The 21,422-nt window shown below is 74.4% G+C and carries 22 protein-coding genes; 8 read left to right on the plus strand and 14 right to left on the minus strand.

The features are described 5' to 3' along the window. Positions 1-9: 9 nt before the first annotated feature. The 5 genes from ACF3NS_RS01640 to ACF3NS_RS01660 form a co-directional block, all read right to left on the minus strand. Complete coding sequence (locus tag ACF3NS_RS01640; RefSeq protein WP_195849126.1) at positions 10-249, minus strand: hypothetical protein; 240 nt, start codon at positions 247-249, stop codon at positions 10-12. Between the two features lie 67 nt (positions 250-316). Then, a complete protein-coding gene (locus ACF3NS_RS01645) occupies positions 317-514 on the minus strand; it encodes a hypothetical protein (RefSeq protein WP_154592693.1) in 198 nt (65 codons plus the stop codon). A 124-nt stretch (positions 515-638) separates the two neighbouring features. Then, entirely contained in the window at positions 639-3,431 is a 2,793-nt protein-coding gene (gene topA, locus ACF3NS_RS01650; RefSeq protein ID WP_392467430.1) for a type I DNA topoisomerase, read from the minus strand. Between the two features lie 118 nt (positions 3,432-3,549). Further along, positions 3,550-5,052: a class I SAM-dependent methyltransferase gene (locus tag ACF3NS_RS01655; protein ID WP_154592694.1), complete on the minus strand. Its 1,503-nt coding sequence runs from the start codon at positions 5,050-5,052 to the stop codon at positions 3,550-3,552. A gap of 51 nt (positions 5,053-5,103) precedes the next feature. Continuing rightward, complete coding sequence (locus ACF3NS_RS01660; protein ID WP_195849119.1) at positions 5,104-5,514, minus strand: STAS domain-containing protein; 411 nt, start codon at positions 5,512-5,514, stop codon at positions 5,104-5,106. A gap of 205 nt (positions 5,515-5,719) precedes the next feature. Here ACF3NS_RS01660 and ACF3NS_RS01665 point away from each other — a divergent pair, with 205 nt between their 5' ends. Next, positions 5,720-8,161, plus strand: a complete 2,442-nt coding sequence (locus tag ACF3NS_RS01665; protein WP_392467432.1) for a DEAD/DEAH box helicase — start codon at positions 5,720-5,722, stop codon at positions 8,159-8,161. 155 nt (positions 8,162-8,316) lie between these two features. Further along, positions 8,317-8,787 carry a hypothetical protein gene (locus tag ACF3NS_RS01670; RefSeq protein WP_154592697.1) on the plus strand — a complete coding sequence of 157 codons (471 nt, stop codon included), beginning with the start codon at positions 8,317-8,319 and terminating at the stop codon, positions 8,785-8,787. Positions 8,788-8,881: 94 nt separating this feature from the next. Here ACF3NS_RS01670 and ACF3NS_RS01675 read toward each other — a convergent pair whose 3' ends face one another. The 4 genes from ACF3NS_RS01675 to ACF3NS_RS01690 all read right to left on the minus strand — a co-directional run bounded on the left by ACF3NS_RS01675 (position 8,882) and on the right by ACF3NS_RS01690 (position 10,311). Next, entirely contained in the window at positions 8,882-9,289 is a 408-nt protein-coding gene (locus tag ACF3NS_RS01675) for an Rv3654c family TadE-like protein (protein WP_392467433.1), read from the minus strand. Between the two features lie 14 nt (positions 9,290-9,303). Beyond that, on the minus strand, positions 9,304-9,666 hold the full coding sequence (locus ACF3NS_RS01680; RefSeq protein WP_392467435.1) for a TadE family type IV pilus minor pilin: 363 nt from the start codon (positions 9,664-9,666) through the stop codon (positions 9,304-9,306). Positions 9,667-9,669: 3 nt separating this feature from the next. Beyond that, positions 9,670-9,828, minus strand: coding sequence for a DUF4244 domain-containing protein (locus ACF3NS_RS01685; protein WP_353956127.1), 159 nt, complete (start codon positions 9,826-9,828; stop codon positions 9,670-9,672). A 240-nt stretch (positions 9,829-10,068) separates the two neighbouring features. After that, a complete protein-coding gene (locus tag ACF3NS_RS01690; RefSeq protein ID WP_154592712.1) occupies positions 10,069-10,311 on the minus strand; it encodes a hypothetical protein in 243 nt (80 codons plus the stop codon). A 299-nt stretch (positions 10,312-10,610) separates the two neighbouring features. Between ACF3NS_RS01690 and ACF3NS_RS01695 the strand changes: the two genes are divergently transcribed. After that, a complete protein-coding gene (locus ACF3NS_RS01695) occupies positions 10,611-11,237 on the plus strand; it encodes a hypothetical protein (protein WP_392467436.1) in 627 nt (208 codons plus the stop codon). Further along, positions 11,216-12,625, plus strand: a complete 1,410-nt coding sequence (locus tag ACF3NS_RS01700; protein WP_392467438.1) for a GGDEF domain-containing protein — start codon at positions 11,216-11,218, stop codon at positions 12,623-12,625. The genes ACF3NS_RS01695 and ACF3NS_RS01700 overlap by 22 nt, the downstream gene beginning before the upstream one ends. 164 nt (positions 12,626-12,789) lie before the next feature. Here ACF3NS_RS01700 and ACF3NS_RS01705 read toward each other — a convergent pair whose 3' ends face one another. The 5 genes from ACF3NS_RS01705 to ACF3NS_RS01725 all read right to left on the minus strand — a co-directional run bounded on the left by ACF3NS_RS01705 (position 12,790) and on the right by ACF3NS_RS01725 (position 17,264). Continuing rightward, positions 12,790-13,362: a type II secretion system F family protein gene (locus ACF3NS_RS01705; RefSeq protein WP_392467439.1), complete on the minus strand. Its 573-nt coding sequence runs from the start codon at positions 13,360-13,362 to the stop codon at positions 12,790-12,792. Next, positions 13,359-14,081 carry a hypothetical protein gene (locus ACF3NS_RS01710; RefSeq protein ID WP_392467441.1) on the minus strand — a complete coding sequence of 241 codons (723 nt, stop codon included), beginning with the start codon at positions 14,079-14,081 and terminating at the stop codon, positions 13,359-13,361. Before ACF3NS_RS01710 ends, ACF3NS_RS01705 begins: the two co-directional genes overlap by 4 nt. Continuing rightward, positions 14,078-15,220: a TadA family conjugal transfer-associated ATPase gene (locus ACF3NS_RS01715; protein WP_154592717.1), complete on the minus strand. Its 1,143-nt coding sequence runs from the start codon at positions 15,218-15,220 to the stop codon at positions 14,078-14,080. Before ACF3NS_RS01715 ends, ACF3NS_RS01710 begins: the two co-directional genes overlap by 4 nt. Continuing rightward, positions 15,217-15,927, minus strand: coding sequence for a hypothetical protein (locus ACF3NS_RS01720; RefSeq protein ID WP_392467443.1), 711 nt, complete (start codon positions 15,925-15,927; stop codon positions 15,217-15,219). The genes ACF3NS_RS01715 and ACF3NS_RS01720 overlap by 4 nt, the downstream gene beginning before the upstream one ends. 488 nt (positions 15,928-16,415) lie before the next feature. Next, the gene (locus ACF3NS_RS01725; RefSeq protein ID WP_288797722.1) at positions 16,416-17,264 is read right to left on the minus strand and encodes a hypothetical protein; all 849 of its coding nucleotides are present in this window, start codon (positions 17,262-17,264) and stop codon (positions 16,416-16,418) included. 37 nt (positions 17,265-17,301) lie between these two features. Here ACF3NS_RS01725 and ACF3NS_RS01730 point away from each other — a divergent pair, with 37 nt between their 5' ends. From ACF3NS_RS01730 to ACF3NS_RS01745, 4 genes are read left to right on the plus strand one after another with little or no spacing between them, the layout of a single operon-like run. Further along, complete coding sequence (locus tag ACF3NS_RS01730; protein WP_288797724.1) at positions 17,302-18,498, plus strand: sensor histidine kinase; 1,197 nt, start codon at positions 17,302-17,304, stop codon at positions 18,496-18,498. Positions 18,499-18,506: 8 nt separating this feature from the next. After that, positions 18,507-19,301 carry a LytR/AlgR family response regulator transcription factor gene (locus ACF3NS_RS01735; RefSeq protein ID WP_392467444.1) on the plus strand — a complete coding sequence of 265 codons (795 nt, stop codon included), beginning with the start codon at positions 18,507-18,509 and terminating at the stop codon, positions 19,299-19,301. Beyond that, the gene (locus ACF3NS_RS01740; protein WP_392467445.1) at positions 19,298-19,753 is read left to right on the plus strand and encodes a hypothetical protein; all 456 of its coding nucleotides are present in this window, start codon (positions 19,298-19,300) and stop codon (positions 19,751-19,753) included. Before ACF3NS_RS01735 ends, ACF3NS_RS01740 begins: the two co-directional genes overlap by 4 nt. Beyond that, positions 19,750-21,315 (plus strand): cation acetate symporter, encoded by a 1,566-nt coding sequence (locus ACF3NS_RS01745; RefSeq protein ID WP_288797728.1) that lies wholly within the window; start codon positions 19,750-19,752, stop codon positions 21,313-21,315. Before ACF3NS_RS01740 ends, ACF3NS_RS01745 begins: the two co-directional genes overlap by 4 nt. Positions 21,316-21,422: the final 107 nt, after the last annotated feature.

Consider the following 21,422-nt stretch of genomic DNA (forward strand, 5'->3'; position numbering starts at 1 on the left):
CTGCACCGGTCAGGGGCGGCGACAGGCGGCCGTGGCCTGGAGCACCCGGTCGCGGGCCGGGGCCACCTTCGCCAGCTCGGCCCTGACGATCCCCGGCACCGCGGAGTCCTTGCCGGCGTCGCTGACCCGTTGCGCGATCGCGTCGAAGGCCCCGAGGGTCGTCTGCCAGGCCTCGGTCAGCCCGGGTGGCGTGAGCACGGACGCCAGGCGCTCCTGGCGCTCCACCACCTCCCCGACGGTGTCCTGCACCGAGCCCGCCGGGAGCGTCGTGAGGTCGGTCGGCCGGAAGTCCGCGCTCCGCAGCGAGGAGCAGAGCTCATCGGTCCCGACCGTCGCGGTGGCGGCCGGTGAGATGCCGCCACCGCTCGTGCTTGACGGCAGGGTCGACGGCGCGGTGGCCGACGGCGAGGAGGTAGCCGAGGACGTGGCCGACGTGGAGGCCGGGGCCGCGCTGGAGGTGACCGACGAGGTCGACGCCGTCGTGCTCGTCGTGCTTGCCGACGGGCCACTGCACGCGCCGGTCACGGCGACCGCAGCGAGAGCGACGCCGAGGGCGCAGAGGTGGGCTCGGGGGTTCATCGGGCCCAAGCCTAGGCCACCCGGTCTGCCCACAGGCGGGCGTTCGTCAGACCGTCCCGTCACTCGGCGCGGGGAGCAGCCTTCTTCGTCGCGCTCCTCGTGCCTGACGCGGCCTTCTTGGCCGCGGCCTTCTTGGCCGGGGCCTTCTTGGCCGGGGCCTTCTTGGCCGGGGCCTTCTTGACGGCTCGCTTGCGGGTGGCCGGGCCCTTGGCGCGCTTCTCCGCCAGCAGCTCGAATCCCCGCTCAGGCGTGAGGGTCTCGACGTCGTCGTCCTTGCGCAGGGTGGCGTTGGTCTCGCCGTCGGTGACATAGGCACCGAAGCGTCCGTCCTTGACGACGACCGGCTTGCCCGACACCGGGTCCTCCCCCAGCTCCTTCAGCGGCGGCTTGGCCGCGCCGCGACCGCGCTGCTTGGGCTGGGCATAGATCGCCAGCGCCTCCTCCGCCGTGATCGAGAACAGCTGCTGCTCGGTCTCGAGGGAGCGCGAGTCGGTGCCCTTCTTGAGGTAGGGGCCGTAGCGGCCGTTCTGCGCCGTGATCTCGACGCCCTCGGCGTCCGTGCCGACGACGCGTGGCAGGGACAGCAGCCGCAGCGCCGACTCCAGGTCGACGGTCGCCAGGTCCATGTCCTTGAACAACGACGCCGTGCGCGGCTTGATCTTGGCCTTGCCCTTGAGCTCGGCCTCCTCGTCCGAGAGCACCTCGGTGACGTACGGGCCGTAGCGCCCCGACCGAGCCACGATCGCCCGCCCGGACTCCGGGTCGCGGCCCAGCTCGCGCCCGTCGTCGGAGGCCAGCTCGAGCAGCTCGCGCGCCTTGTCGGGGGTCATCTCGTCGGGGGCCAGGTCGTCGGTGATCGTGGCGCGTCGCGGCGTGGCCGCGACCTCCGCGCCCTCGGCCACCTCGCCGGTGACCGGGTCGACGCCGGAGGGGACGACCTCCTCGACATACGGCCCGTATCGACCCACGCGGACGACCATCCCGTCGCCGAGGGGGATGGTCGAGATCTCGCGCGCGTCGATCTCGCCGAGGTCCTCGACCAGCTCGGACAGGCCCTCGATGTCGCGCGTCTGGTCGCCGAAGTAGAACCGCTGCAGCCACTGCACCCGACCGAGGTCGCCGCGCGAGATCTGGTCGAGGCTCTCCTCCATGTCGGCCGTGAAGTCGTAGTCGACGAGCTCGGTGAAGTGCTCCTCGAGCAGCCGCGTCACGGCGAACGCCAGCCAGGTGGGGATGAGCGCGGAGCCGCGGGTGCGCACATAGCCGCGGTCCTGGATCGTGCCGACGGTCGCGGCGTAGGTGGAGGGGCGACCGATGCCCTTCTCCTCCAGCGCCTTGACCAGCGTGGCCTCGGTGTAGCGGGCCGGCGGCTTGGTCTCGTGCCCCTCGGCCTCGGCGCGCAGCGTGTCCAGCGGCACGCCGACCGACAGCTTGGGCAGGCGCCGCTCCTCGTCGGCGGCCGCCCGGGCGGCGGTCTCCTCCTCGTCCCGGCCTTCCTCGTATGCCGCCAGGAAGCCCCGGAACGTGATCACCGTGCCGCTGGCGGCGAAGGTCACGCGCCGTCCGTCGGCGAGCTCGCCGCCCAGCTGGACGGTGGCGGTCGAGCCCCGCGCGTCGGCCATCTGGGAGGCCACGGTGCGCTTCCAGATCAGCTCGTAGAGCGCGAACTCCTCGCCGCGCAGCTGCCCGGCGACCTGCGCCGGGGTGCGGAAGCGATCACCGGCGGGGCGGATCGCCTCGTGCGCCTCCTGGGCGTTCTTGGACTTCTTCTCGTAGCGGCGGGGGCTGTCGGGGACGTACTCCGCGCCGTAGAGGTCCCGCGCCTGCTGACGCGCCGCGGTGAGCGCCTGCTCGGACAGCGTCGTCGAGTCGGTGCGCATGTAGGTGATGTAGCCGCCCTCGTAGAGGCGCTGGGCGACGCGCATGGCGTTCTTGCTGCTCATGCGCAGCTTGCGGCTCGCCTCCTGCTGGAGGGTGGAGGTGATGAAGGGGGCGGACGGGCGCCGGGTGTAGGGCTTCTCGGCGACGTCGGTGACCATGACGTCGATCGCCAGGACCGAGGTCGCGATCTCGCGGGCGGCCTCCTCGTCGAGGTGCACGACGTTCTTGGCGGTGAGGCGGCCGTCGTCGGCGAAGTCGCGGCCCTGCGCCACCCGGCGGCCGGCCACCTCGGTCAGGCGCGCGGTGAAGGCCTGGCCACCGCCCTCGGGCGAGAAGTCACCCTCGACGTCCCAGAAGCTCGCCTTGCGGAAGGCCATCCGCAGCCGCTCCCGCTCGACGACCATCCGCGTCGCGACGGACTGCACGCGTCCGGCCGACAGGCCCTGGCGGACCTTGCGCCACAGCACCGGGGACACCTCGTAGCCGTAGAGCCGGTCGAGGATGCGCCGCGTCTCCTGCGCGTCGACGAGGTCCTGGTCGATGTCGCGCGTCGTGGAGACCGCCCGCTGGATGGCCTCCTTGGTGATCTCGTTGAAGACCATCCGCTTGACCGGCACCTTGGGCTTGAGCACCTCGTGCAGGTGCCACGCGATGGCCTCGCCCTCGCGGTCCTCGTCGGTGGCGAGGTAGAGCTCGGACGCGTCCTTGAGCAGCCGCCGCAGCTCGGTGACCTTCTTCTTCTTGTCCGCGTCGACGACGTAGTAGGCCTCGAAGCCGTTGTCCACGTCCACGGCGAACTTGCCGAAGGGCCCCTTCTTGAGGTCGGCCGGGAGCTCACGCGGGTTGGGCAGGTCGCGGATGTGGCCGATGGAGGCCTCCACGACGTAGTCGTCCCCGAGGTAGCCCTGGATGGACTTGACCTTTCCGGGGGACTCGACGATGACGAGCTTGCGCCCGGTGCTGGTTGCCACGTGTCTGTTCCCTACCTTGTCTGACCGGCCCCGTGCGGCGGATTCGTCGTCGCTGGCAGGTCGGGGCGCCGTCGGGGTCACCGTAGCGGAGGCGGCGGGCGGACGGCATACCGGCCCGTCACCGGCGGGTCTGCACGAGCAGACCGTCCGCGACGAGGTCTCGGACGACCGGCAGCGTCTCGGCCACGACCTCGTCGGTGTCGCGCTCGAGCAGCGCGGCGATCGCGACGAGGGCCTGGCGCGCCGTGAGAGTGCCGTCGGCGACGGAGAGGTAGGCCGCGAGCGCCGTCCCGGCCGTGCGCACGACCCCGAGCCCGCCGCCCTGCCGCACCCGGATGATCGCCGGGTCCGCGTCCCCGGGCCGCCCGAACCTCTCCTCCGTCACGTCGTCGGCCAGCCGCCACGCCGTGTCGAGCAGCGCGGCGTCACCGTGCTCGGCGAGCCAGGTGCGCGCCGACATACCGGCGTCGATCGTCGGCCCCATGGGAGAGGCGACCGGCCCGGGCACCTCGACCAGGTCGCGAAAGGTCGGCCGGTAGGACGCGGGCCGCTGCAGCACGACGACGCCGAAGCCGATCCGGGCGACGTCTCGCGACGCGAAGTCGTCCAGCCAGGCGGCGTAGAGGCGCTCGAACTCGGGGCCGCCGCTGGTGCCGCCGTCGCGCACCCACAGCTCGGCGTACTCGGCAGGGTCCTGGACCTCCCGCTGCAGCACCCAGGCGTCGAGCCCTGTGCCGTCGAGCCAGTCGTGCCAGCGGTCGCGCCAGGTCGCACCTGCGGGGATCTCCCAGTTGCCGAGGAAGACGGCGAGCCCGCCGGGGGCCAGGTGAGTGGGCAGCGCACGGACGAGGCGTTCGACGACCTGGTCGCCCTCGGCTCCCGCGTCGCGATACTCGTATGCCGGGACGCCGGCCACCCGCGGGGTGATGACGAACGGCGGGTTGGAGACGACGAGGTCGTAGGTCTCGCCGGCCACCGGCTCGAGCAGGTCCCCCCCACGCACGTCCCAGTCCTGGTTGTTGAGGGCGGCGTTGAAGCGGGCGACGAGCAGCGCGCGATCGGCGAGGTCGGTGGCCACGACCCGGTCGCAGTGGCCGGTGAGGTGCAGCGCCTGGATGCCGCACCCGGTGCCGAGGTCGAGGGCGCGCGCGACGCGGCGGCGCGGGGTCCAGGAGGCGAGCGTGGTCGAGGCGCCGCCGATGCCAAGGACGTGGTCGGTGGGCAGGGCTCGCCCGAGGGCCAGCTCGCCGAGGTCCGAGACCACCCACCACGTGTGGCTCTCGTCCGCGTAGGGCCGCAGGTCGACGGTGGCCCGGACCTGGTCCCCCTCGCGCCGGGCCAGGCCGAGCTCGACGAGACCGGCGGCCGTGGTGCGGGGCAGCGCCTCGTCGAGGCGTGAGGCGGGCACGGGCCGGGCGAGGGTGAAGGCGCGGACGAGCAGCGCGACGGGGTCCTCGGTGGCTGCGGTGGCGCGCAGGGCCGGCAGCGGCTGCTCGCGGTGCAGCGCCGCCGAGGCGACCGGGCCGAGCACCGCGCTGACGTTGTCGACGCAGTAGTCGAGGTCCTGAAGGTCGGCCCGCAGGGCAGCGACCAGGTGCGGAACGGGCCGGGGATCCGTCATGGCCGCCACCCTATGGCGGGCCGTCGGCATGGCGGGCCCTCGACGGCCGGCTCAGGAGGCCTTGCTGCGTGGGGCGACGGCGGCCATCGCCCCGCCGCGACGGCGGTCCCGCGCGGCGGCAAGGCCGCACACCTCGCCGAGCTCGCCCGCGTCGCGGACGAGCCGCACGACGCTGTCGGTGCCGGTGGACGTGAACGGCCGCACGATGGCTTCACGGCTCGCCACGACCCCGAGGTCGCAGCCGAGGGGGCGCATGAGGCGCAGGCAGGTGACGATGGTGTCGATGGCGTCCGAGTCGATGAAGTCGAGGTCCTGCAGGTCGAGCACGACCTGGCGCGCACCGGCGGTCACCACCGTGTCGATCGCGTCGCGCAGCCGGGGTGCCTGCACGAGGTCGAGCTCGCCCGTGACGCGGATCGTGACGCGGTCTCGGAGCACGGTGGGGGTGAGGTGAACGGTCATCGGTCCTCCTTGACCGGGCCCAGGGCCCGGGTACGTCGCCCCGCAGGGGGCCGGACGGCCGTTGCTTCGACCGCTGACGGTGCGGTCTCGGCCGCACGACCTCGTGCTCGGGGCATACCCGCCGCGCGACCGTTGATACGCGGCGCGTGACGATGTTCATCCCGCGGGCGCGGGTCCCCCGCCGACCCCGCGTACCGTGGTGTCGATGTCCTCCTCCACCGCCAGCGCTCCACCGCGCGGTTTCGACCCCCGCACCAGCCTCGACCACCTGACCCGTGGCGGCCGGAGCGATCGGCTGCGCCATGTCGAGGTGATCCCGGAGCGGCGGGCGCGGACCGCGGACTGGCCCGCTTGGGTCCACCCGGCCGTCGCCGGCGCCTACCAGGGCGCCGGGGTGGATCGTCTGTGGAGCCACCAGGTCGCGGCGGCCGAGCACGCGCGGGTCGGGGAGCACACGGTCCTCGCGACGGGGACGGCGTCCGGCAAGTCGCTGGGCTACCTGCTGCCGGCGCTCACCGCCGTCCTGGACGGGACGCAGGCGCCGTCGGGACGTGGCGCGACCACGTTGTACCTCTCCCCCACCAAGGCACTGGCGGCCGACCAGCTCGCGCGCCTGACGGCGCTCGGCCTCCCGGGCCTGCGCGCCGCGACCTACGACGGGGACACCCCGGCCGACGAGCGGCGGTGGATCCGCGAGCACGCGGCCTACGTCCTCACGAATCCCGACCTGCTGCACCACTCCCTGCTGCCCAGGCACGAGCGCTGGGCGCCGTTCCTGCGCGCCCTGCGCTACGTCGTCGTGGACGAGTGCCACATCTACCGCGGGGTGTTCGGGGCCCACCTGTCCGCGGTCCTGCGCCGGCTGCGCCGGGTCGCGAGCCGGTATGGCGCCAGCCCGACGTTCGTCCTGGCGTCCGCCACGGTCGCCGACCCCGCCGAGCATGCCGCACGTCTCACCGGCCTCCCCTGCGTCGCCGTCACCGAGGACGGCTCGCCCCGCGCCCCGATGTCCTTCGCGCTGTGGGAGCCCCCGCTGCTCGACGAGCACGGCGACGCGGTTCCCGGTGGCCAGGCGAGGGCGGTCCCCCTCGATGTCCAGGCGGGCGCAGGGGCGGGGACGGTCGACCCGGAGGGCGTCGGCCGCGGCGCCACCGTCGCGCGCCGGTCCGCCCTGTCCGAGAGCGCGGACCTGCTGGCCCGGCTGGTGGACGACGGCACCCAGACCGTCGCCTTCGCGCGTTCGCGCAAGGGTGTGGAGGTCCTCGCGGAGGCGACGCGGTCGATGCGTCGTGGGCGCGAGGGCCGGGTCGCGGCCTACCGCGGCGGCTACCTGCCCGAGGAGCGCCGCGAGCTCGAGCGTGCCCTGAGGGACCGCCGCATCATGGGTCTGGCCGCCACCAACGCCCTCGAGCTGGGCATCGACGTTACCGGCCTGGACGCCGTGCTGCTGTGCGGGTGGCCGGGGACCTTCGCGTCCCTGTGGCAGCAGGCAGGGCGTGCAGGGCGCTCCGGCCGGGAGGCCCTGGCGGTCTACGTCGCCGACGACGACCCGCTCGACACCTACCTGGTGACCCATCCCGAGGCGATCTTCGAGCGGCCCCTCGAGGCCACCGTCGTCGACCCGGACAACCCCTACGTCCTCGCCCCGCACCTGGCCGCGGCGGCCGCCGAGCTCCCCCTGACGCTGGACGACACCGAGACCTTCGGCCCCACGATGCCGACGCTGCTGGACACGCTCACCCGGCGGGGCGTCCTGCGCCGCCGACCCAACGGTGGGTGGTACTGGGCGCGACCGGACCGCGCCCACGACCACGTCTCCCTGCGCGGCTCGGGGGAGCCCGTGGTCTCGATCGTCGAGCGGCGCTCCGGCGCGGTCCTCGGCACCGTGGACCACACCGCCGCCCACCGTCAGGTGCACACGGGTGCGGTCTACCTGCACCAGGGTCGCCCGCACGTCGTGACCGACCTCGACCTGGACCAGTCCTGCGCCCTCGTCGTCCAGGGCGACCCCGGGTGGACCACCACGGCGCGGTCCGACTCGGCCTTCGACCTGCTGTCGGAGGATCGGCACGTGGACCTGGGGGCGGAGCTGCGGCTGTGCTTCGGGAGCGTGGCGGTCCGCTCGCGCGTCACGTCCTTCCTGCGGCGCCTCCCGTCCGGCGAGGTCCTCGGCGAGCACCCCCTAGACCTGCCCGAGGCGGTGCTCCGCACCCGGGGGGTGTGGTGGACGATGACGGAGGAGTGGCTCGCCGCCCGGGGCGTCGACCCCGAGACGATCCCCGGTGCCACGCACGCCGCCGAGCACGCGGCGATCGGGATGCTCCCCCTTGTGGCGACGGCGGACCGATGGGACGTGGGTGGCGTCTCGACCGCCCTGCACCCCGACACCGGTCTGCCCACGATCCTCGTCTATGACGGTCACCCGGGCGGCGCGGGCTTCGCCGAGCGAGGCTACGACCGGGCCGAGGCCTGGCTCGCGGCGACGCTCGACGCGATCTCGGCCTGCGCCTGCACGGCGGGCTGCCCGTCCTGCGTGCAGTCGCCCAAGTGCGGCAACGGCAACGAGCCGCTCGACAAGGATGGGGCCAGGCGGCTGCTGTCGGGGGTCGTCACGACGCTGCGCGAGCACCGCGCGTCGATCGACTGACCCGAACGGCCCCACGCTGCACCTCCCGTCGCGTACCCTGCTGCACGAATCGTCACCGCGCACCCCCACCTGCGCTCCACCACGCGCGACCCACGAACGGTCCAGACCTCCCAACCGGCTCCCCCGCCCCGGCCCCCATCGTCAGGAGCATCACCATGGTCGTCCTCGGTCTCCTCCTCGTCCTCGCGGCGCTCGTCGCGGGCGTCCTCGCGATCTACGGCCTGCCCACCTCGGGCGCCACGATCAGCTGGGACCTGCTCGGCAACTCGGTCAGCCTGTCGCCGACGCTGATCTTCTTCATCGGTGTCCTGTCCGCCATCGCGCTGGCGCTCGGCCTGTGGCTGATGTCCCTCGGTGCCAGGCGCAGCGCCCGCAAGCGTCGAGAGCTCAAGGATCTGCGCCGCGAGCAGCGCGAGAACGAGCGGATCGGCCAGGCCGAGCGGGGACGCCGCGACGAGCCCCGCCGCACCGGCGTCGACCCGCGCACCGACGCCGTCCGGCAGGACCACGTCCGCGACACCCGTGACGACGGCACCGCCCACGACACCCGCACCTTGCGCGCCGGCGGCACCGGCCGCGACGACCGGGCCGACGGCGCGACCAGCTGGGACGACACCCGCCGCTGAGCCGGTCCGCGCGAGCGCTCGACCGGTCCCGCGACGGAGACGCCCGGCGCCGGCGCTCCACCCGTCCCGAGGGACCCAGGGCGCCCTCACCGGATCACGAGGCCCCGCCCACCCAGGGCGGGGCCTCGTCGCGTGCCGGGCCGGCCCGGGCCTCGGCCCTCGCCGGACCGAGCCGACCCGCCACCTCCACCCTGGCCCTCAGCTCGACCACGTCTCCCGCCACCCGGCAGGCGTCGACCGTCGCGCCGTTGGCCGAGGCCACCCGTCCCGCCTGGGCGCACGCCTCGCCCGGCGCCCCGTCCCGCACCCTCGCCGCACCCGCGAGCGCGGCGAGGTCCGCGGCCGACCGGGCCCGGTGCCCGGCCAGCACCACGCCGGTGACCGCCAGGGCACCCACCGACACCAGCAGCACCACGAGGCAGACCGCCACGACGAGCACCGAGCCGGAGCCCCGCTCCCGGGACGGGCTGCCACCCGGCTGCCGCGTACCTCCCGCGGCCACGCCCGGCACGGTCGTCAGCCCCCGTCCCGACCCGGACCGACCTGCTCGCCGGCGCCCACCTCGACGGGCACCGACGCCTCGGCCGCCGCCGGCGGCACCCCGGGCAGCAGCCGCGACAGGCCACGGGCCGGTGCCTGCACCCGCACCCTCACCGTCCCGGCCCCGACGCCGGAGCCGACCGCACTACCCGGCGGCGCCAGTCGCCGGGCCAGCCCCAGGACGGCCGCCCCGTCCTCACCACGGGCGGCGGCCCGGGCCGCCACGTGCGCCGCGTCGACGCAGCGCACCTCGTCGATGCCGAGCGCCACCGCCTGCAGCCCGACCGCGAGGCACAGCGCCACCGACAGGGTGCCGACGGCGAGCTCCGTCGTGACCACGGCTCAGCCCGTCGTGGACAGGGCCGTCGTGATGATGGACGTCAGTGCCGAGCGCACCGCGTCAGAGCGGACGATCGCGATCAGGACCGCCGCGAACGCCGCCGCCGCGATCGTGCCCACGGCATACTCCGCCGTGGTCATCCCCGCCTCGCGCAGACCCACCACCCGAGCCTCCCGCCACCGCCCGCGAAGCCACCACCGGACGCGACCCGTGCACCTCACCAACGACTGGACCATGACTGCCTCTCCTCCTGCTCACCTGGCTGGACGAGTCCATCGTCAGGAAGGGGGGGGCCATGAGGACAGGGCGAGCCGCGCGCCTGTGGACGAGGCGTGCCGGGACGCGACGAGCTGTGGACAAGGACCCGTTCGGCACGGGTTCCGGCTCGATACCCGCCGGGCTCAGGACTCGACGTAGGTGCCCTGATGCTGCTCGGCGAGCGCCCGGAAGCGCGTCCTCAGGCCCTCGACCGCCCCGCCCCCGTCGGCGTCCGGGAGCCGCGAGTCGGTGATTCGCACGGTCCAGCCACCGGGGCCCCCACCCACCTCCACCGGGTCGAAGCCCTCCTCGCGGAGCTGGGTCGCCACGTGGTCGGCGACGCCCTCGGTGGGCAGGACCAGGACGTGCGGGGGCTGAGTGCTCACGGTGGACTCCTCCGGTTCGGCAAAAGGACGACCACCACATCCTCCCCTACGGGCCCGCGAGGACCGGCGGCTCGCGAGCCCATCGCGCACCGTGACGGCTCCGCTCACCTTTCGTCGCGGGCGGTCACTGTCCGCACACGTGCTGGCGGGCTACTTGGCCCTCCCGGGGTATTTCCGCTCTCCATTGGGGTTGCCTCCGCCGTCAACCAGGGCGTGGGACGGGTCTCTCCTGCTGAGATAGGGGCACGCCATCACGCAGCGTGCCGACGCCGCTGCGGACCGCCCCTCCAGGAGTGCACGTGCGCAGGTTCACAGCGATGCTCATCGCCTCGGTCGCCGCCGTCACGGCCGGGCTCGCGGGCGCCTCGACCGCCCAGGCCGCTGGGGCCGACAGCACCCATGCCGTGTCGGGGTGCCCCGTGCGCACCACCTCACCGATGCTCTCTCGCCTCGGCGACACCAACGAGTACTTCCCGGTTCCCAACGGCGGGTTCGCCCTCTGGGGAGCAGGCTGGAACGGCCTCTACAGCCTCGCCCTGGAGAACGAGCCGTGGTACGTCAACCGGGCCGCGCTCACCGGCTCGCTGCGACTGTGGCCGGGCGGCTCCGCACGCACGGCAGAGCTGTGCGTCGGGGAGGGAGAGGACTCCTTCCGCTTCTTCTACAAGGGCACGGGACAGGTCGGCAGCCGGCTGCTCGTCCGCACGACGGTTCGCTCGGAGACCGGGACCTATACCTACGGCACGACCCTCGACGCGTCCCGCGCCGGGTGGCAGCTGTCCCCCGTGGTGCCCGTCCCCAACCACGCCACCGACACGGTGCAGCAGCTCTCCATCGCCTTCGTCAACACGACCCCCTTCGACTCCGTCCGGACCATTCTCGTCGACGACGTCCTGATCGACCCATGGCGATCTCGGAACGGCTGACGAGCAGGCCGATCGATCCCTGGCACCAGGAGGTGGCGGGGGCGTCGCCATACCCCTCGCACGCGTCCGCGCTTCCCTCCCGCAACCCCGAGCCACGGGACTACGACGAGCAGTGGCGCGATGCGTCCCTCGGCGCGCGCATCCTGTCGCTCCTGCCCGGCGCGCTCGCCATCGTCGCGACGGTGCTGATGGCGACCCTGGCGTACACCCCGCCGAGCATGCGGGGCGTCCTGGTCGGAGTCGGCCTCGGCCTCCTCTACCTCGTGGCCTTCCGGTCACCGTTCGAGTCCTCGGTGGGGGGCTCGGTGCCCACCCAACCTGTGCTCATGGGGCTCTTGCTCGCCACCCCGCTGCCCGGCGTCGGCCTGACCGTCCTGGTGGCCGTGCTCCTCGGTGGCTGGCTGGACGGGCGGCGCGGACCACGAGCGTTGCTCCTCGAGGCCGGCAACGCCCTGCACGTAGTGGCGCCGGTCGCGGTGCTGTGGAGCACCCGCGACCCGGGCGGCATGGTCCAGGCCGGCCCTGCCGCGCTCGTCGCCGCCGTCGCGGCGCAGCTGCTCCTCGACGGACTGTCGGCCTCTCTCGCGGACCGTTGGCTCGGGACGCCCCTGCGCGAGATGGTGCGACCGCTGCTGTGGACGTGGAAGCTCGACGTCCTGCTCGCCGTCCTCGGCTGGGCCCTGGTCGTCGCCGTACGCCCGCACCACCCCCTCGCGCTGGCGGTCCTGGCCGTCCCGATCCTGCTGGTGCGCTTCTTCGCGAGCGACCGGGAGACCTATCTGGCGCAGTCGATCGCCATGCACGACGCGTATGCCGCAGCCAGCGCCGCAGCACGCCGAGACATCCTGACCGGGGTCGCCAACCGCCGCGGCTGGACGCAGGCCGTCGCCGAGGCCCAGGACCGCGTGGCCGACACGGCACGACCCGTCGTCGCCACGGTGCTGTGCGCCGACCTCGACCGGCTCAAGGTCGCCAACGACGTCTACGGCCACGAGGTGGGCGACGCTCTCATCCGCGACTTCGCGCAGGTGCTGCGCGACTGCGTCCCGTCCGACGCCACGGTGGCGAGGCTCGGCGGCGACGAGTTCGCGGTCCTGACCGTCACCCCCAGCCGCCGTGGCCCCGTCGACCTCATCGGGCTGGTCCAGGAGGCGGTGCAGGCGCACAGCTCCGACCTGCCCGTCCGGCTCTCCGCCTCCCTGGGCCAGGCCAGCTGCGGGCCGGGGGGCTGCATCGGGCAGACGCTGATCGAGGCCGACGAGGCGTCCCGGCTGGACAAGGAGGGCCGCCGCGCCCAGCGAGGGGCCGGCGGACTCGACTTCCCGCCGGGGGCGCCGGGGGCGCGCGGCCAGGGTTCTCCCAGCGGCATCCGGGTCTTCGTCCGCTGATTGCCGCTGAATGGCGCCAGGGCGTGCGCCATTCGCCGCAAAATGTCTCCATTGGGACGTCAGGGGCCGCCTCATGTCGAGGGCGCCGTGCGTCGCGCCGACCACTCGGCCGCCGTGGACAAGGCGGCCCGCAGGGTCCACCGGCTCCCCTCGGACCGGTGAGCTCAGCGGGCGAGGGACGAGGCCATCCCCAGCACGACGGGCACGATCGTGGTCAGCACGAAACCGGGCAGGAAGGTCAGGCCCAGGGGCAGCGCGAGCCGCGCCGAGAGCACGCCGGCCCGCTCGCCCGCCGCCTGGGCCTCAGCGTGGCGCATGGCCGTGGCCGCCTCCCGCAGCAGCCCGGAAGGGGGCACGCCCGCCCGCTCGGCCACCACGAACGCCGCCGCCACCTCGTGCCATCCGGCTGACACGAGGCGCCACGCCTCGGACGGCGACACCCCCCAGCGGACGGCCGCCGCCACCACCCGCAGCTCGTGGCCTGCCCGCCCACCCACCACCGCCGCCACCACGTCCAATGCATCGAGCAGGCCGCAACCGCCGGAGAGGGCCACCGCGAGCAGGTCCGCGCTCTCGGCGACCTGACCGACGAGCAGGGGGCGATCCCGCCCCAGCCGAGCAGGCCGTGCCTGGGCCACCGGGACCCGGTCGGACCCGTCGCCGGTGGGGGGAGGAGAGAGGAGCACGGCGACGACGACGAGCGCACCCACGGCCAGCGCGAGCTCCGAAGGGCTCATGAGACGACCGTCTCTCTCTGCGCCACCGCAACCTGCCGCGACACCCAGCGATGTCCCACCACGGTCAGGACCACCCCGACCGCGCTGCAGGACAAGGCCGTCGCCGAGCCGTAGACCGCGCCGACGTCCAGCCCGAGGCCGAGAACCGCGAGCGGCCCCGCGAGGGGCAGGGCGCTCAGCAGCCGCCCGGTCGCTCGAGCACCCGCCACGGCCCCGCCCACCGCGCCGTCCTGCGCCAGCTGCTGGCGGCTCGAGTCGAGGGCCGCTCCGACAGCCCCACGCACCGGGGCCCCGACCTCGCTCGAGACCTGCAGGGCGTGCGCGACCGAACGAGCCACCCGGCCGCCCTCCGCGCAGCGCAACCACGCCTCGTGGGCCTCCTCTCCGGCACCGAGACGGAGCTCCACCCGGGCCGGGTGGTCGGCGGCGCGCGTCACGACCTCGTGGGCTGACCGGACGTCGAGCCCCGCCCCGAGCGCCGACGCCAGCGCCTCCGCGACGGCCAGCCGCTCGGTCTCGTGCTCGAGGGACCCGCGGGGCGACGGCCCCCGAGCCAGCCCCCGGACCCTGGTGAGGCCGCGCCCACGTCCAGCGTCGGGCCCGCCCCGACCCGAGCCGTCGTCCCGCGCCCAGGACGAACGCCTCGGCCAGGTCCACAGCAGCAGGGCCAGGGCGCTCAGGATCCCCACGCCCACCGCGATCGGGCCGTCGGGGGTCATGGCCTCGCCTCCGGGACGACCTCGACGAGGAGCGGCAGGCCGGGGCCGGGGCGCACCCCGGCGTCGCCGTCGTGCGTGAGGGCGGGCAGGACGACGGGGCGTCCGTCACCCTCCGGGGACAGGACGGCCACCTGACCGACCCGCCTCACGCCGAGGGATCTGGTGAGGTGGATCACCAGGCGCAGACCGCTCCGCGCCTGCGCCCACACCGCGGACGGTGGCATCGCCGCCAGGGCACCGAGGGCCTCGAGCCGGGAGACCACGTCCGTCGCGGAGTTCGCGTGCACGGTGCCGCAGCCGCCCTCGTGGCCCGTGTTGAGGGCCGTGAGCAGCTCCCGCACCTCGCCACCGCGGACCTCACCCACGACCAGGCGGTCCGGCCGCATCCTGAGCGCCTGCCGCACGAGGGCGGTGAGGTCGACTCCCCCGGCCCCCTCGACGTTGGGGTGGCGGGCCTGCAGCCGGACCACGTGGGGGTGGCGCGGTGCGAGCTCGCAGGCGTCCTCGACGAGGACGATGCGCTCCTGCGCGGGGACCAGCGACAGCATCGCGGCGAGCAGGGTGGTCTTGCCGCTGCCCGTGCCACCGGTGACGAGGTGGGCGACCCGGCGTGCCACGACGCCCCGCAGGGCGCGGGCGATCCAGGGGTCGACCGCGCCACGGGCCTCCAGGTCGTCCAGGGTCCATGACTCGGAGCGGGGCACGCGCAGGGACACATGGGTGCCGCCGGGGCTGATGGCCCCCACCACCGCGTGCAGGCGCACCCCCGACGGGAGGACGGCATCCACCCAGGGGCTGGCGTCGTCGAGCCGTCGACCGACCAGGCCCGCCAGCCGGGCGGCCAGGGCCCGCACCGCTCGGTCCTCACCGAGGTCCAGCGGCACCCGCTCCAGACCCGCTCCTCGGTCGACCCACACCTCGCGCGGGCCGTTGACCAGGACGTCCGTGACACCGGGCTCCCGGAGCAGGACCTCCAGCGGACCGGCGCCCAACGTGTCGCGCAACACCCGGCCCAGCTCGTCACGCACCCCCTGCGAGCCGAGCACCACCCGATCACCAGCGACAGCCTCGCGCACGCGACCGACGTCAGGCCCCACGCCCTGCTCGATGTCGGTCCAGGCCCCCGGCGGCAGACTCATGCCGCACGCTCCTCGAGGACGGCGGCGAGGAGCACCTCGTCGGCGAGGTCCCGCAGGGGCCCTCGGACGCTGCCGGGCACCACACCGCGGTCCAGGCAGGCCTGCACCCCGCGGTCGCTGCGCAGCACTCCGAGCATCGGCAGGTGGAGCAGGTCGGCGATGCAGGCCGCCGCGTCCATCCCCTCCGTGCGGGCCACGACACCCGCTCCCACCGCCGTGACCTGGCGCAGCAGCACGGACACCGCGGCTGCAGCGGCCACCTGGCTCGCTGCCCCACCGGCCACCACCGCGAGCAGGTCGTGCCCGAGCACGGCGGCGGGCCAGCCTGAGGCCACGGTCGGCGGGAGGTCGTGCACCACCACGTCGACGCACCCGTCCAGTCCGCGGCGCAGTGCCTCCATCGCGTCCGGGGGCACCTCGTGGGGCTGCCGCCGGTCGCACGCCACGACGCCGACGCCGCGCACCACCGGCAGTGCGGGCAGGAGCTCGGTCCCGTCGAGGGCGCCCCGGGCCCGGTGCAGGTCGGGCCACCGCAGTCCCGCGACCTGCTCGGCCCCCAGCACCACGTCCAGCCCCCCGCCGGCGCTGCGATGGTCGACGCAGACCACGCTGCGCCCCGACTGGGCGGCCCGCAGGCCGAGCGCCGCCACCAGCGAGCTGGCGCCCAGGCCGCCACTCGCGCCTTGCACCCCGATCGAGATCGTCATGCGGTCAGGGTGGCGGCTGCCTTCGGCATCGAGCGAGCGGAGGGGCCGCCCCTGTGGACAACGGGCCACGGGAACGCGACGACCTGGGGACAACTGCGTCGGGAAGTGACCAGTCGCGGACGAAGGGGCGCACCAGCCCCCCCCCGGAAGTGACCAGTCGGCGGAGGGGGTGCGGACATGGGGCGACCCCCGTCGGGGGGTGACGGGGGTCGCCGTGCATAGGCTCTGGGGGGAAGAGCCCATGCACTGCGCTCGACCCGAAGGGAGCGCGTACATCCATGATGCGTCGGACCCGGACAAATGACTAGTTAGCACCTCCATGACGGCCTGAAAGTCACCCGTCTGGCCTACGTGGATGCACTCAGCGAGGCCCTAGATCGATGAAGGTGACTCCGTGGCTTGTCATGACTAGTCCGACGTCGGGGCCCCGACGGCCGTCAGGGACGACGCCGATCGGGTGACGGCGTCGGTCCACGGCGGCCCAGCCGTCACCCGAGCCGACCCGTGAGGACGGCGTCCGCCACCCGGGTGCCCTCCGCCGCCGCGGCGACCATCGCCTCGCAGCAGTGCAGCAGCCACAGCCGCACCCCGTCCTGCGTCCCCGTGGCATAGGCGGCGAGCGCCCCGACGTACGCCGTCTGACCGAGGGACCGGTGACCGGCCTCGGGCACGGCGACCCCGGTGGGGTCGAGGCCCCCCGCCTGCACGACCACCCGCTCCAGCGCCCGCGCCACCAGACCGTTGCCGCGCTCGAACGGCCGCACCACGGCCACCTCGGCGTGCACGAGCGCGCCGACCACGCCCGCGGGCACCGGCCCCACCGCACGCAGCAGCCCGACGATCCCGTCCAACCTCCCCGCGACGAGGCGGGCGTCGACCGGCTCGCCCAGCTCGACGAGCTCGGCACAACCCACCCCCGGGTCGCGAGGACGCCCGAGCCCCGACGCCGCGACCCCCAGCGGCGTCGCGGCCGCCGTGTGCAGCCTCGCCACCACCTGCCTCGGCGCGGCCGAGAGGACGCCGCGCAGGTGCTCGGCCTCGGCGGTCACCTGCACCGCCCCGCGCACCACCTGCTCGTCGGGCAGCGGGTCCGCGCGCCACGTCAGTGCGCCCCGGCTGAGGTCGCGGACGGTCTCGAGGGGGAGCTGGATCCCGTCCAGGAATGCGTTCTCCCGAGCCCCCCGCACCCGCGACTCGGCGGCGGCCTCGGGGATGCGGCGACGCAAGGCCTGGTGCCAGCGGAGCCGGGTGCAGGCCTCGCGGGCCTCGTCGACCGCGTCACTCACCCCCGGCAGGCGCAGCAGGGGCTCGACGGAGATGGCGACGGGGGAGCTCACGGGGTCAGCCTAGGGACTCACGCCCTACCATCGGTCCATGCTCGAAGGGCCCGCGCGCAGCTCCGCCGTGCTGGTCGCCGTCCTCGCGGCCCTCCTGGTCGTCGCCGCGTGGTTGGCGCTGCGGGTCGTGCGCGTGCGGCGCACCTTCTCCTCGCCCGCCGAGGAGGCCACGTATGACGCCCTCCACACCGCCGGGCTCGCCGCACCGCACCTCAAGGACGGTCTCACGCCCGAGGGCAGCGCGAGAGCCGCGCGACACCTGCGAGCCCTGCTCGGGGTCCCCGCCCTCGCGATCCTGGACACCCAGGCGCTGCTCGGGTGGGACGGCACGGGCGAGCGGCATGCTCCCGGTGCCGTCGACCTCGTCGCTCAGGTCCTCGCCACGGGGGACCTCGAGGTGCTGCGTGGGCTGGCCTGCGTCGACGAGGACTGCCTCATCCGGTCGGCCGTGGCGGCCCCGATCGTCAGCGACGACACCGTCATCGGGGCCCTCGTGGCCTATGCCCCGGACGTGAGCTACGGCCTGGCGCGCGCCACCCGCGAGGTCGCGAGCTGGGTCTCCACCAACGTCGAGCTCGCCGAGCTGAGCCGCCAGCGCACGCGCACCATGGAGGCCGAGCTGCTGGCGCTGCGGGCCCAGATCTCCCCGCACTTCGTCTACAACTCGCTCGCCGCGATCGCGAGCTTCGTCCGCACCGACCCGGTCCGGGCCCGCGAGCTGCTGCTGGAGTTCGCCGACTTCACGCGCTACTCCTTCCGCAGCGGCGGCGCCTTCACCACGCTCGAGGAGGAGCTGGTCAACATCCAGCGCTACCTCGCCCTCGAGCAGGCCCGCTTCGGGCCGCGGCTCAAGGTCGACCTCGACATCGCGCCGGAGGTGCTGGGCAGTGCCGTCCCCTACCTGTCGGTCCAGCCGCTCGTCGAGAACGCCGTCCGCCACGGCCTCGAGCGCAAGGTGGGCGATGGAACCATCCGGATCACCGCGCGCGACCTCGGCACCGTCACCCAGGTCATCGTGGAGGACGACGGCGCGGGGTCCGACCCGGAGCGCGTCAGATCGGTCCTCTCCGGGGAGCACGACGGCGACAACGTGGGCCTCGGCAACGTGGACGCCCGCCTGCGCCAGGTCTACGGCGACGCCCACGGCGTCGTGGTCGAAACCGCGCCAGGGGCGGGCACCCGGGTGACCTTCACCGTGCCCAAGTGGGCTCCCGGCGTGCACGCGGGACAATAGGGGGCACCATGGCCGAGCAGCACGCAGACGTGACCCGACCTCGCCTCGCCGCGCTCGTCGTCGACGACGAGCCACCGGCGCGGGACGAGTTCGCCTACCTGCTGGGGGAGGACCCCCGGCTCGGGCGGATCCACCTCGCGGGCAGCGGCGCCGAGGCCCTCACGATCCTCGCCCAGCACGCCGTGGACGTCGTGTTCTGCGACATCAGCATGCCGGGGCAGGACGGTCTCGAGGTGGCGCGGGCGGCCGCCGCCCAGCCCGAGCCGCCGTCCTTCGTCTTCGTGACCGCCCACGACCAGCACGCCGTCGACGCCTTCGAGGTCGACGCGATCGACTACGTCCTCAAGCCCGTCCGCGAGGAGCGCCTGGCCGAGGCCGTCCGCCGGGTCGTGGCTGCGCGGCCCGCGCCCGCGCCGCCACCCGCCCCGACGCAGCGTCAGGACGACGACGAGGTCATCCCGGTCGAGCTCGCCGGCGTCACGACCTTCGTCAAGCGGTCCTCCGTCCTCTACGCCCAGGCGCAGGGCGACTACACGCGCCTGCACACCCGCGACAGCAACCACCTCGTGCGCATCCCGCTGTCCACCCTCGAGGAGCGCTGGGCCTCGGCCGGGTTCGCCCGCATCCACCGCAGCACGCTGGTGTCCCTGGGCCACGTCACCCAGGTGCGCACCGACAAGGGCCACTGCTCGGTCCTGCTCGGCCCCGTGGAGCTGCAGGTCTCGCGGCGTCACACCCGCGCCCTGCGGGACCGGCTCGGCCGGCCGGGCGAGGCCCGGCGCCGGGAGAGCCCGACGGCGTGACCAGCCCGACACCGCCGCGCGTCCGGATCACCTCGCCCCGGCGCAACGCCGCCCGACGCACAGCTGATGCCCGACCCAGCACGCGGGAGATCGACGAGGACACCGGCCTCGGGCAGGTCTACATGCGCACCTATCTGCGCGGGCTGCGTCGACTGGTCGCGGCCGCCCTGGCCTCCGTCGTCACGCTGCTCGTGGGGCTTCCCCTGACCTTCGCGGCCGTGCCCGGGGCCGCCGACCTGCGGCTGCGGTCCGGCGTCACGGTGGCCTGGCTCCTGGTCGGTGTCGTCATCTACCCCGCCCTGTGGGTCCTCGGCCGGGCGTACTCCCGGGCGGTCGAGCGCGTGGAGCGCGACTTCGCCCGCGCCGTCGCCCGGGACGACGCCGCACCGCCCGTCAGCGAGTCCACCGGCGGCGGGTCCACCGGCGGCGGGTCCACCGGCGACGCGTCGTGACGGCGACCCTGCAGCCGGCATACGGCATCGTCGCCGTGGCGACGGTCTGCCTGCTGACGCTCGGCCTCGGGCTGCTCGGCGCCCGCTCGAGCCGCACCACGAGCGACTTCTACGTCGCCTCGCGGGCGATCTCGCCGCGGCGCAACGCCGCCGCCATCACCGGCGAGTACCTCTCGGCCGCCAGCTTCCTCGGCGTGGCCGGGCTCCTGTGGGCCGACGGCGCGGACCGCCTGTGGCTGCCGGTGGGCTACACGGTCGGCTACCTCATGCTGCTCGTCCTCATCGCGGCCCCGCTGCGCCGGTCGGGGGCCTACACGCTGCCGGACTTCGCCGAGGACCGCCTCGAGAGTCGACGCGTGCGCCGGGTCGTGTCCCTGCTCGTGGTCGTCATCGGCTGGGTCTATCTCCTCGTGCAGCTGCAGGCGGCGGACCTCACGCTGCGCTTCCTCACCGGCGCACCCCCCTGGCTCGGTGGGGTGCTCGTCGGCACCGTGGTGCTCACCGTCGTGAGCGCGGGCGGCATGCGCACCATCACGCTCGTCCAGTCCTGGCACTACTGGCTCAAGCTGGCGGCGCTGTGGCTGCCGGCCCTCGTGCTGCTCGTCGTGTGGGTCCGCTCGGGCGCCCCCGGGCCGGACCTGCCCCCGGAGCGGCTCGAGACCTGGTCCGAGCCGCTTCGCGGGTATGCCGGAGGAGCCCACCCCCTCTACACCGTCTGGTCGACCCTGCTGGGCCAGGCGCTCGGGACGATGGCCCTGCCCCACGTCGTCGTGCGCTACTACACGATCCGTGACGGGCGTGCGGCCAGGCGCACGACCGTCACGGTGATCGGCCTGATCGCCGCGTTCTACCTCGCGCTGCCGCTCTACGGCATCCTCGGCCGCGTCTACGTCCCCTCGCTGCCCGCGGGCGCCTCCACCGACACCGTCATGCTGCGACTGCCGTCGAGCGCCCTGCCCGGGGGGACGGGCGACACCCTGACGACCCTGATCGCGGCCGGAGCGTTCGTCGCGTTCCTGTCGACCGCGAGCGGTCTCGTCGTCGCCGTGGCCGGCGTGGTCGACCAGGACATCGTCGGACCGGCCCTGCTGCGGGTGACCGGCGGTGATGTCGACCGGCTGCACAGCTTCCGCGTGTCCGTCGCGGTCGCCGTGCTCGTCCCCCTCGCAGTGGCCCACCTCATCCCGCACGTGGGCGTCAACACGCTCGTCGGCATGGTCTTCGCCGTGACGGCGTCGACCTTCGCGCCGCTGCTGGTGCTCGGCGTGTGGTGGCCGCGTCTGTCACGCGCCGGCACCCTCGCTTCCATCGGCGTCGGCGCCGCCCTCACCGTCAGCGCCTCGCTGATCAGCCTCACCGGGCGAGGCGGCGACGGCTGGGCCGGCGCCCTGACCGCGGCCCCCGCCGCGTGGACCGCCCCCGCGGCCTTCCTGGTCGCCGTGGTCGTGTCCCTGCTGACGCCGGGCAGCGTCCCGCGCGGCACCTCCCGCACCATGGTGCGGCTGCACACCCCCGAGGACGTGCGCCTCGACCGGTCCGCGCGCCGGTCCGCCGCCCGGTGACGGGTCGCCGCCGTCGGGTCGGGCGTCTCGGCGGACGACCTGGTCCGGACCGCTTGCCGAGCCTCACCGACCGCTCGGCCCGTCGTGATCGCGTGCCTCTCGTCCAC

The sequence above is a fragment of the Arsenicicoccus cauae genome (genome assembly GCF_043162025.1).
In the GTDB taxonomy this organism is placed as follows: domain Bacteria; phylum Actinomycetota; class Actinomycetes; order Actinomycetales; family Dermatophilaceae; genus Arsenicicoccus; species Arsenicicoccus cauae.

Excerpts from the sequence above, each read along its gene's own strand:
- ACF3NS_RS01710 (WP_392467441.1), bottom strand. The coding sequence starts at position 14,081 with ATGACCCCCGACGGCCCGATCGCGGTGGGCGTGGGGATCCTGAGCGCC.
- ACF3NS_RS01700 (WP_392467438.1), top strand. The coding sequence starts at position 11,216 with ATGGCGATCTCGGAACGGCTGACGAGCAGGCCGATCGATCCCTGGCAC.
- ACF3NS_RS01670 (WP_154592697.1), top strand. The coding sequence starts at position 8,317 with ATGGTCGTCCTCGGTCTCCTCCTCGTCCTCGCGGCGCTCGTCGCGGGC.
- ACF3NS_RS01660 (WP_195849119.1), bottom strand. The coding sequence starts at position 5,514 with ATGACCGTTCACCTCACCCCCACCGTGCTCCGAGACCGCGTCACGATC.
- ACF3NS_RS01665 (WP_392467432.1), top strand. The coding sequence starts at position 5,720 with ATGTCCTCCTCCACCGCCAGCGCTCCACCGCGCGGTTTCGACCCCCGC.
- ACF3NS_RS01715 (WP_154592717.1), bottom strand. The coding sequence starts at position 15,220 with ATGAGTCTGCCGCCGGGGGCCTGGACCGACATCGAGCAGGGCGTGGGG.
- ACF3NS_RS01720 (WP_392467443.1), bottom strand. The coding sequence starts at position 15,927 with ATGACGATCTCGATCGGGGTGCAAGGCGCGAGTGGCGGCCTGGGCGCC.
- ACF3NS_RS01730 (WP_288797724.1), top strand. The coding sequence starts at position 17,302 with ATGCTCGAAGGGCCCGCGCGCAGCTCCGCCGTGCTGGTCGCCGTCCTC.
- ACF3NS_RS01655 (WP_154592694.1), bottom strand. The coding sequence starts at position 5,052 with ATGACGGATCCCCGGCCCGTTCCGCACCTGGTCGCTGCCCTGCGGGCC.
- ACF3NS_RS01705 (WP_392467439.1), bottom strand. The coding sequence starts at position 13,362 with ATGAGCCCTTCGGAGCTCGCGCTGGCCGTGGGTGCGCTCGTCGTCGTC.
- ACF3NS_RS01735 (WP_392467444.1), top strand. The coding sequence starts at position 18,507 with ATGGCCGAGCAGCACGCAGACGTGACCCGACCTCGCCTCGCCGCGCTC.